This window comes from Vibrio sp. 704, assembly GCF_033339295.1.
This window is the reverse complement of the sequence record NZ_JAWOUH010000083.1, coordinates 1-1,273: the sequence shown is the minus strand read 5'-3', so window position 1 is coordinate 1,273 and position 1,273 is coordinate 1. Positions and strand designations below refer to the sequence as shown.

At 48.2% G+C, this 1,273-nt stretch carries 2 protein-coding genes; both read left to right on the top strand.

Going from position 1 to position 1,273, the window contains the following annotated elements; all coding sequences use genetic code 11:
• A partial coding sequence (locus tag R7R24_RS24590; RefSeq protein WP_318119711.1) for a GlyGly-CTERM sorting domain-containing protein occupies positions 1 to 474 on the top strand: 474 nt, incomplete at its 5' end.
• Positions 475 to 651: 177 nt separating this feature from the next.
• Complete coding sequence (locus R7R24_RS24585) at positions 652 to 1,239, top strand: aminodeoxychorismate/anthranilate synthase component II (protein ID WP_318119710.1); 588 nt, start codon at positions 652 to 654, stop codon at positions 1,237 to 1,239.
• Positions 1,240 to 1,273: the final 34 nt, after the last annotated feature.

Sequence of the window (1,273 nt, the reverse complement as noted above, 5' to 3'; positions counted from 1 at the left end):
AAAGACGCGTTCTCGGCATCTGACCACGATCCCGTGATCATCGCGATTGATTTACCTGATACGGACATCGATTTACCGAAAGCGGGTGAAAACTTAGCGGTAGATGTACGTTTGCCACCAAACGCGGTTGCAGGTGACATCGTGACTGTTAGCTTAACCGTCGCGACTCAAGCTGCCGCTGTAAGTAGTGATGCGAAAGCTTACTCAGCGAGCAAGACTTTAGATCAAACGGACATTAAAGCGCGCAGCGTGAATGTTGAGTTTGAACAGGCGCCAGAGCAAGGTAACTACCAACTGGAAGAGAAAGTGACAGACTCGACTGGCAACGTCGTTAAGTTTAGCTCTGCTCGTGCAGTCTCTATGACTCAACCTGAAACGGGCACCACAGATTCGAAAGACTCTGATGGTGGTTCGTTTGGGTTTGGTGCACTGCTAGCAATGCTTGGACTTGGCTTGTTCCGCCGCCGCCGTTAAGCCACTCCTGTCCTAAAAACATAGCTGTAAAACTCAAAGGCCAGCCGATGCTGGCCTTTTTATTGCGCAAAGACTTGCCTTTCTAATTGGGTGTTGCAAAATACCGCCCTCAATTGTGGTAAACCAGACAATTGATCCTTAAGCCTTGCCAAAACGGATTGGAGCAGCCGACACGTTATGTTGTTGATCATCGATAACTACGAGTCTTTCACTTATAACCTTTACCAATACTTTTGCGAGCTTGGCGCTCAGGTAAAGGTCGTGCGCAATGACGAAATCGACATTCAAGGTATCGAAGCCCTCAATCCAACCCATTTGGTGATTTCCCCTGGGCCTTGTACGCCAAACGAAGCGGGTATTTCCCTGCAAGCGATAGAGCATTTTGCCGGTAAGCTTCCTATTTTGGGGGTGTGCCTTGGCCATCAAGCCATTGCGCAAGTGTTCGGTGGCGAAGTTGTGCGTGCGAGACAAGTCATGCATGGTAAAACATCGCCTATCCGCCACACGGGGCGCAGTGTGTTTAAAAATCTAAATAACCCACTTACGGTAACCCGTTACCACTCTCTCGTGGTGAAAAACGGCACGTTACCCGATGTGTTTGAATTGACCGCTTGGACTGAACTGCCTGATGGAAGCATGGACGAAATTATGGGATATCAGCACAAAACCCTGCCTATTGATGCTGTGCAGTTTCATCCAGAATCAATCAAAACTGAGCAAGGACATGAGCTGTTAGCCAACTTTCTTGCACGCAGAGCGATCTGATCTCGATCACTTTTCTTAACAAATTGTTCATCTT

Excerpts from the sequence above, each read along its gene's own strand:
- R7R24_RS24585 (WP_318119710.1), top strand. The coding sequence starts at position 652 with ATGTTGTTGATCATCGATAACTACGAGTCTTTCACTTATAACCTTTAC.